Source organism: Dactylosporangium aurantiacum (genome assembly GCF_000716715.1).
GTDB lineage: Bacteria > Actinomycetota > Actinomycetes > Mycobacteriales > Micromonosporaceae > Dactylosporangium > Dactylosporangium aurantiacum.
Genome location: NZ_JNYJ01000085.1, coordinates 21212 through 30073, shown reverse-complemented (window position 1 = coordinate 30073; position 8862 = coordinate 21212). Strand labels below are relative to the sequence as shown.

Below are 8862 nucleotides of genomic sequence, written 5' to 3'. Positions count from 1 at the left end.
TGATCAGCGGGGAGGTATCTGGCCGCCTATGGGGAGAACCGTGGCCACCAGCGGGGCGCTAAATGGCCGCCTGTGGGGAGTATTCCGTGGCCGCGGACAAGGTGGTGATCGCGGTCTGGCGGTGATCGCGCGGTGGCCGTGATTGCGGTCTGACGGTGATCGTGTGGAGGTGGTGATCGCGTGGAGGTGGTGATCGCGAGCCGATGGTGATTGCGTGGAGGTGGTGATCGCGGTCTGGCGGTGATCGCGCGGTGGCCGTGATCGCGGTCTGGCGGTGATCGTGTGGAGGTGGTGATCGCAGTCTGGCGGCGATCACGTGGTGGCCGTGATCGCGGTCTGGCGGACAGGCGAAAACGTGGTGGCCGTGATCGCGAGGCGACGGTGATCGCTTGGAGGTGGTGATCGCGGTCGAACGACGATCACGTAGCGTAGGTGATCGCGGACTGATGGCGGTCATGTGCTGGCCACGATCGCCAGCCAGTAGCGATCACGTAGCGGGAGTGATCGCGGGTAGGTGGTGATCACGTGCTGGTGGTGATCGCGGGCAGGCGATGATCAAGTGGTGGTGATCGCGGTCTGATGGTGATCGCGCGATGGTGGTGATTGCGGTCGAGCGGTGATCATCAGATGGTGGTGATCGGGGACTGATGGCGGTCATGTGCCGGCCACGATCGCCAGCCAGTAGCGATCACGTGGTGGCGGTGATCGTGGGCGGGTGGCGATCACGTGCTGCCGATGATCGCGGGTCGATGGTGATCAGGTGGTGGCGGTGATTGCGGTTAGCGGCGATCAGGCGGTGGGGGTGATTGCGGACTGATGGCGGTCATGTGCTGGCCACGATCGCCGGCCGATAGCGATCACGCGATGGAGGGTGATCACGCCCGACCATGATCACGCCCTTACCGCGATCACGCCCCGACCGCGATCACGTTCTAACCGCGATCACGCCCCGACCGCGATCACGTTCTAACCGCGATCACGCGCCGACCGCGATCACGCCCTTACCGCGATCAACGCGACGGCGGCGTCCGACCGCGACCCGCCTGACCAGCAGCAAAGCCGATCCCCCAACGACCACCCCGGCCGCGGCCACCCAACCAGTACATCCCGCCCCGACCACCGAAACGACACCACGGTCAAACCCAGATCAGCCGCACAAACACCAACGGACCCGGGGAAGACCCCAGGTCCGTTGGTGGAGGAGCAGTCAGTCGGCGGCGCGGTGGGCACCGGTGCGGCCGCCGTCCACCGGTGCCGTAGGCAGGCTCTTGTTGTGCCGCCGCTCCCGCCAGCCGCGGAAGATCTCGATGAAGATCGGCATCGCCGAGATCAGGACGATCAGCAGTACCGCCGGCAGCAGGTACGTGTCGATCTTCTCCGGCGGGATGAGGTCGCTGATCTGCTTGGCCAGGGCGTAGCCGGCGATCAGGATGCCGTCGGTCCAGAGGACGCCGCCGACCACGTTCCAGATGAAGAACTGCCGCGCCGGCATGCCGATGGTGCCGGCGACCGGGTTGAGGAAGGTCCGGACGATCGGGATGAACCGGGCGAGCACCACGGCCTTCGCCGGGCCGAACTTCACGAAGTAGTACTCCGCCTTCTCGACGTACTCCTTCTTGAACAGGCGTGAGTTGGGCCGGTCGAACATCCGGCGGCCGTACCGGGCGCCGAGGTAGTGACCCAGCTGCGCGCCGGCGATCGCGCACAGCGGCGCGCCGATGAGCAGCTGGGTCAGGCTCAGCTTGGTGCCGAGCAGCTCCTGCGCGACGGATGACGCTCCGACGCCGGCCAGGAAGAGCAGGGAGTCTCCGGGGAAGAAGAAGCCCACGAGCAGGCCCGTCTCCACGAACATGATGATCCAGACGCCGATCACACCGAACGTGTTCAGCAGGCCCTTCGCGTCGAGCGGGTTGAAGGCGAGCAGCTCGCCGACGGCGCGAGTCTTTTCTTCCATGGCGAACCAGGGTACGTGAGCCCGGCTACAAACGGGGATCGACCGGCTCGCTTTCACAGGCCAGGATGGCGAATACCAGCTGATGCACAGCTCGCGTGGAGCCGCCGGCGGCCAGCGCGTCCAGTGCGGCCAGGCCCAGACCCTGCTCACGCAGGGCGAGGCCGCGCTTGCGGTGCAGCCCGCGGGCGCGCAGCTGGTCCAGCCGCGACAGGTAGTCGGGGCCGTAGATGATGCGCAGGTAGTCCCGGCCGCGGCACTTCAGCGCCGGCTGGACGCGTGGGCCCGCGTCGACCGCCGGCTTGAGCACCATGCCCTCGCCGCCGGCCTCCGTGAGGTCCAGCCACCACCGGGTCGCCGCCTCGACGTCGGCCGGGGACGCCGGGTCGACCACCAGCCGCCGCGTGGTGGTGAACAGGGTGGGGGAGACCGCGGCCAGCCGGTCCATCAGCGCCAGGTGCCATTCGTGATCCTGGCGGAGGTACGAGTGGCCCTCCCCGGCCAGCACGTGGAACGGCGCCAGCCGCAGCCCCGCCAGCCCGTCGGTCGGCCAGCAGTACCGCCGGTACACCTCGGTGAACGCCGCGATCGAGGAGACCCGCCCGGCGAAGCGCGACTCGAGCGCGGACACGTCGATGCCCCGCCGGGCCGCCTCCCTCAGCGCCGCGTGCGCGGCCGGCAGCGCCGCCCCGGCGGCCGCGGCCACGCTCGCGTACTGCTCGCGGATGAGCGGCTCCGCCTTCGCCGACCAGGGCAGCACCTCGGCGTCCAGCAGCAGCCAGTCGGTGCCGAGCTCCTCCCACAGCCCCGCCGCGCCGACCGCCGCGCGGACCCGGTCCAGCAGCGTCGTCTCCACCGCCGACCCGGCGCCGAAGAACGGCCGGCCCGTCCGTGTGTAGATGGTCCCGCCGGCCGGGATGCCGAAGCGGCGCAGCCCGGCCTCGGCCGACCGGCACACGACCAGCACGGCCCGCGAGCCCATGTGCTTCTCCTCGCACACGACCCGGGGCACGCCCGCCTTCGCGTAGTCGGCGAGCGCCTCGACCGGGTGCTCCAGGTAGCCCTCGACCGTCGACGTCGACGCGGGCGCCATCGTCGGCGGCAGCCACACCAGCCAGCGGGGGTCGACCGCGAAGCGGCTCATGACCTCCAGCGCCGCCGCGGCGTTCTCGGCCGCCACCGTCACCCGCCCCGCGGGCGTGACGAGGGTGCGCCGTCCGGTCACGTCGGCGAGATCCAGTCCGCGTTCTTCCGGCGCCGGTACGACCAGCGGCCGCACCGGCTCGTAGTACGCCCGGACAGCCGGCACCGAGACCAGCTCCCGGGACGGGTAGCGCAGGGCGGTCAGCGAACCGCCGAACACGCAGCCGGTGTCGACGCAGATGGTGTTGTTGACCCACTCGGCGGTGGGCACCGGGGTGTGGCCGTAGACGACCGTGGCCGCGCCCTTGTACTCCTGCGCCCACGGGTAGCGGACCGGCAGGCCGTACTCGTCGGTCTCGCCGGTGGTGTCGCCGTACAGCGCGAACGCCCGCACCCGGCCGGACGCCCGGCCGTGGTAGGCCTCCTTGAGCCCGGCGTGCGCGACGACGAGCCGCCCGCCGTCCAGCACGTAGTGGCTGATGAGCCCGTCCAGGAACGCCGGCACCGCGTCGACCAGCTCGGCGTCGGCGGCGTCGAGCTGGTCGAGGGTCTCCTGCAGGCCGTGGCCGATCCGGACGGTGCCGCCGCGCAGCTTGCGCAGCAGCTTCGCCTCGTGGTTGCCCGACACGCACAGCGCGTGCCCGGCCGCGACCATGCCCATCACCAGGCGCAGCACGCCGGGGGAGTCGGGCCCGCGGTCGACCAGGTCGCCGACGAACACCGCGGTGCGGCCGTCGGGGTGGCGCGCGTCGACGGGCCGGCCGTGCGGGTCCCGGTCGAGCGTGTAGCCGAGCCGGTCCAGCAGCAGCTCCAGCTCCCCACGGCAGCCGTGCACGTCGCCGATGATGTCGAACGGGCCGGTCAGCTCCTTCTTGTCGTTGTAGAGCTTCTGGTACGCCACGACCGCCGCGTCGACCTCGGCCGCGCCGTGCAGGACGTGCACCTGGCGGAAGCCCTCCCGGCCGAGCGACCTGAGCGAGCGGCGCATGTCGCGGTGCTGCCGGGACAGGACCGGCCGGCCGAAGTCGCGGTCGGGGCGCAGCTGCGTGCGCTCCCAGCACTCGCTCTCCGGCACGTCCAGGACGATCGCGACGGGCAGCACGTCGTGCGCCCGGGCCAGCTCGACCAGGGCCTTGCGCGCGTGCGCCTGCACGTTGGTCGCGTCGACGACGGTGAGCCGGCCGGCCCGCAGCCGCTTGCCGGCGATGTAGTGCAGCGCGTCGAACGCCTCCGCCGACGCCGACTGGTCGTTCTCGTCGTCGGCGACCAGGGCGCGGAACGCGTCGGAGGACAGCACCTGCGTCGGCGCGAACTGCCGCCGGGCGAAGGTCGACTTGCCGGAGCCGGAGATGCCGACGAGCGCCACCAGGCACAGGTCGGGAATGGTTACCGTGGTCACTGCTTGAACACCGCCATCTGGGTCGATGCGCCGACTTCCGGGTCCTCTTCGCCGATGCCGTGCCGGGTCACGGTGTAGCCGTAGCGCGCGGCGACCTCGTCGCACCACGCGCCGAACTGCGCCCGGTCCCACTCGAACCGGTGGTCGTGATGGCGCATCCCGCCGTGGCCCAGGCCCGGGTACCGGACGTTGTACTCGGCGTTCGGCGTGGTCACCAGCACCGTCTTCGGCGCCGCGTGGCCGAACACGTTGGCCGCCAGCGCCGGCAGCCGCGGCGGGTCGACGTGCTCGACGACCTCCATGAGGACGGCCGCGTCGTAGCCGCACAGCCGGTCGTCGCGGTAGGTCAGCGCGGTCTGCAGCAGCCGGATGCGTTCCTTCTGCCGGTCGGGGAGCCGGTCCAGCCGCAGCCGGCGGGCGGCCATGTCCAGCGACACGGTGGAGACGTCGGCGCCGACGATCTCGGTGAAGCGCCGGTCCCGGATCAGCTCGCCGAGCAGCGCGCCGGGGCCGCAGCCGAGGTCGAGCACCCGCTGCGCGCCGGCCTCGGCCAGCTGCCGCACGACCGTGGCGCGGCGCAGGGCGGCGAGCGACTCCGGCCGGGCCGCGGCCGGCTGGTCGACCGAGTCGGCGTCGGTGTCCACATCGGACAGCCGGGACAGGGCCTCGTTCGTCAGTGCCGTGCGGTGTGCCAGGTACCGCCGGGCGATGACCGCCTTCGCCGGGTGCTCCGCCAGCCACCCGGTCCCGGCCCGCAGCAGCTTCTCCACCTCGTCGGTGGACACCCAGTAGTGCTTGGCGTCGTCGAGGACCGGCAGCAGCACGTACACGTGGTTGAGCGCGTCGGCGAGCCGCAGCGTGCCGCGCAGGGTCAGGTCGACGTACCGGCTGGCGCCCCACTCCGGCCGCGTCGGGTCCAGCGGGATCGGCGCCGCCTCGACGGTCCAGCCGAGCGGCCCGAAGAACGTCTCGGCGTCGCCCTTGCAGCGCAGCGCCGGGATCCGCAGCTCGAGGGGGATCGGCGCGGCCGCCAGCTCGGGCCGGTCGCGGGACTCGCCGCGCAGCGCCGTGCGCAGCACCCGCCCCAGCGCCGCCGACAGCAGGCTCGACGCGGCGTAGGGCCGGTCGTTGACGTGCTGGCGCAGCGTGAACGTGTCGGGCTGCTTCGCGGGGCGCGCCGCACCCGGATCCACGTCCAGCAGCAGCGCCGCGGTGCACCGCTGCGGCGTCGCCTCCGGGTAGAAGACGTGCGCAGTGCCGCCGCTGACCTCGAACGACTGCAACCTGTCGGGATGCTTCACCAGCAGGTAGCCGAGGTCGGTCGCCGGGTGATGGGTGGTGGTGATCGTCAGCAGCACCCGTTCATCGTCGCGTCCGGATTATCGGTGGGTCAGCCGGTTTTGCCCGGCGTACAGTCGGGAGTATGGCGACGGTGCCGACCGTGCACTGGCACCGGTTGGCTGACGGCCGGGTGCAGTGTGACGTCTGCCCGAGGGCATGCCGGCTGCACGAGGGGCAGCGCGGCTTCTGCTTCGTCCGGCAGCGTGAGGGCGACCAGATCGTGCTCACCACCTACGGCCGGTCCTCCGGGTTCTGCGTCGACCCGATCGAGAAGAAGCCGCTCAACCACTTCCTGCCCGGCTCGCCGGTGCTGTCGTTCGGCACCGCCGGCTGCAACCTCGGCTGCCGCTTCTGCCAGAACTGGGACATCTCGAAGAGCCGGGAGATCGACACGCTCGCCGCGGCGGCCGGCCCCGAGCAGCTCGCCGCGGCGGCCTTGCGGCTCGGCTGCCGGTCCATCGCGTTCACCTACAACGACCCGGTGATCTTCATGGAGTACGCGATGGACGTCGCGGACGCCTGCCGCGCCGCCGGGATCAAGACGGTCGCGGTGTCGGCCGGGTACATGAACCCGGCGCCGCGCGAGGAGTTCTACCGGCACATCGACGCCGCCAACATCGACCTCAAGGCGTTCAGCGACAAGTTCTACGAGAAGATCACGTTCGCCCGCCTCGACGCGGTGCTGTCGACGCTGGAGTACCTGCGCGGCACCGACGTGTGGCTGGAGATCACCACGCTGCTCATCCCGGGCCACAACGACGGCGACGACGAGCTGCGCCGCCAGTGCGACTGGCTGCTGGAGCACCTCGGCACCGACGTCCCGCTGCACTTCTCCGCGTTCCACCCCGACTTCAAGATGCGCGACATCCCGCGCACCCCGCCGGAGACGCTGCGCCGGGCCCGCCGGATCGCCCTGGACGCCGGCCTCCGGTTCGTCTACACCGGCAACGTGCACGACCCCGACGGCCAGACCACGCGGTGCCCCGGGTGCGACGCGCCGGTCATCGTCCGCGACTGGTACGACCTGGGCGCCTACGAGCTGACCGACGACGGCCGCTGCACGCGCTGCGGGCACCGGCTGCCCGGCGTGTTCGACGGCCCGCCCGGCGGCTGGGGCCGGCGGCGGCTGCCGGTGGTCGTCTCGTGACGCGCCCGTCGACGACGCGACCGGAGGCGGTCGCGGGCACGTTCTATCCGGCCGACCCGGCCCAGCTCACCGCCATGATCGACGGACTGCTCGACGCCGCCCCGCCGGCCTCCGCCCCGCCGGCCGCCGCCTACGTCGTGCCGCACGCCGGCTACCGCTGGTCCGGCCCCACCGCCGCGCACGTCTACCGCGAGCTGCGCGACCGCGCCGAGCCGTTCGAGCGGGCCGTGGTCCTCGGCCCGGCCCACCACGTGGCGCTGCGGGGCGCCGCCGTGCCGACCGTCGAGGCCTGGGCGAGCCCGCTCGGGCCGATCGCGATCGACCTGGAGGGCGCCCGCCGGCTCACGGAGCGTGGGCTCGCCGTCGCCGACGACCGCCCGCACGCGCCCGAGCACTCCATCGAGGTGCAGGTGCCGCTGCTGCTGCGGGTCCAGGTGCGCGCGATGCTGCCCGTCCTGGTCGGGCCGGGCGATCCGGCGGCCGTGGCGGCGCTGCTCGACGCGGTCGCGGCACCGGGCACGATCGTGCTGTGCAGCACGGACCTGTCGCACTTCCTGACCGATGAGGAGGCCCGCCGGCAGGACGCCGCGACCGCGGCCGCCGTCGAGGACCTCGCTCCGGAGCGGATCGGCACCGGCGACGCCTGCGGCCGGCACCCGTTGCGCGGGCTGCTCACCTGGGCGCGGCGCCGGGCGCCGCGGGTCGAGCGGCTCGCCCTCGCCACCTCCGCCGACACGGGCGGGCCGAGGGACAGGGTCGTCGGCTATGCGGCGTTCCGCCTTTCTGCATAGACGTTGCCGGCGGCTTCATCCGTTGCACGCGGAATGTCCAGAATTTGCGGCACGAACGGGCGACCACGGTCGTGGACATCGCTCACGTCTGTGGCGGTGAGGGCGCCTGCGGACGGCGCCGGAACTGGAGACGGGGATGTCAGCGATTGCGGCAGCGCGGAGCAACGACACCGCGACCTGGACGCCGATGACCCGCGAGCAGCGCGAGCAGTTCGACGCCGACGGCTACCTGGTGCTCAAGGGCGTGCTGAGCCCGGACGAGGTGCGCCACTACGCGTCGGTGCTCGAGACCGCGCACCAGCAGCACCCGCGCGCCGCCGACGGCTCATTGCACCTGCTCAGCCCGGTCACCCACTACCCGGACCTGGTCGACCTGATCGACCACCCGGCGACCTTCCCCCTGGTGTGGTCGATCCTCGGCTGGAACGTGCACATCTACCACTCGCACCTGGACGTGCACCCGCCGCTGGCCGCACCGAAGCCAAACTGGTGGCACTGGCACCAGGACGGCGGCCGGCAGAACCGTGAGCTGGAGACCGACCCGCGCCCGCGGCTGTCGGTGAAGCTCGCGTACTGGCTGTCGGACGTCTCGGAGACCGGCCGGGGCAACCTGACCCTGGTCCCCGGCAGCCACCGCACCAACTGGCTGCCCGGCCCGCCGACCCGTGACGTGCCGTGGCCGACGCCCGACGGCGCCCGGCAGGTCACCGTCGACGCCGGCGACGTCGTGTTCTTCGACCGCCGGATCTGGCACGCCCGGTCGGACAACCTCTCCGACATCACGCGCAAGTGCGTGTTCCTCGGCTACACGTACCGCTGGATCGCCATCCGCGACGACGTCGCCGGCCTGCCGCAACGGCCCTGGTGGTCCGGGCTGAACCCGGTCCAGCAGCAGCTGCTCGGCGGTGTCGGCAACATCGGCGGCGGGCACGGCCACGACAACGGCACCGACGGCGACCACCACTGGGGCCACTACCCGCAGACCACGCCGCTGTACGAGGCGCTGCGCGACCGCGGACTGTTGGATCCCAACCACCCTCCGCTGATTCCCTGACCCCCGCAACAGATCCCTCCCTTGACCCGTCATTAG

General features: G+C 71.8%; 6 protein-coding genes. 3 read left to right on the top strand and 3 right to left on the bottom strand.

What is annotated here, in order from left to right:
* Positions 1–1207: 1207 nt before the first annotated feature.
* Genes OP18_RS48680 through OP18_RS48670 form a run of 3 tightly spaced genes read right to left on the bottom strand, consistent with a single transcriptional unit; the run spans position 1208 to position 5851 of the window.
* Positions 1208–1954, bottom strand: coding sequence for a DedA family protein (locus tag OP18_RS48680; RefSeq protein ID WP_052388499.1), 747 nt, complete (start codon positions 1952–1954; stop codon positions 1208–1210).
* Between the two features lie 25 nt (positions 1955–1979).
* A complete protein-coding gene (locus OP18_RS48675) occupies positions 1980–4493 on the bottom strand; it encodes a polynucleotide kinase-phosphatase (protein ID WP_033367285.1) in 2514 nt (837 codons plus the stop codon).
* The gene (locus tag OP18_RS48670) at positions 4490–5851 is read right to left on the bottom strand and encodes a 3' terminal RNA ribose 2'-O-methyltransferase Hen1 (protein WP_033367284.1); all 1362 of its coding nucleotides are present in this window, start codon (positions 5849–5851) and stop codon (positions 4490–4492) included. Before OP18_RS48670 ends, OP18_RS48675 begins: the two co-directional genes overlap by 4 nt.
* Before the next feature lie 65 nt (positions 5852–5916).
* Here OP18_RS48670 and amrS point away from each other — a divergent pair, with 65 nt between their 5' ends.
* The 3 genes from amrS to OP18_RS48655 all read left to right on the top strand — a co-directional run bounded on the left by amrS (position 5917) and on the right by OP18_RS48655 (position 8826).
* A complete protein-coding gene (amrS, locus tag OP18_RS48665) occupies positions 5917–6981 on the top strand; it encodes an AmmeMemoRadiSam system radical SAM enzyme (RefSeq protein WP_033367283.1) in 1065 nt (354 codons plus the stop codon).
* Complete coding sequence (gene amrB, locus OP18_RS48660; protein WP_033367282.1) at positions 6978–7772, top strand: AmmeMemoRadiSam system protein B; 795 nt, start codon at positions 6978–6980, stop codon at positions 7770–7772. The genes amrS and amrB overlap by 4 nt, the downstream gene beginning before the upstream one ends.
* A gap of 136 nt (positions 7773–7908) precedes the next feature.
* The gene (locus tag OP18_RS48655; protein ID WP_052388498.1) at positions 7909–8826 is read left to right on the top strand and encodes a phytanoyl-CoA dioxygenase family protein; all 918 of its coding nucleotides are present in this window, start codon (positions 7909–7911) and stop codon (positions 8824–8826) included.
* The last annotated feature ends 36 nt before the right edge of the window (positions 8827–8862 follow it).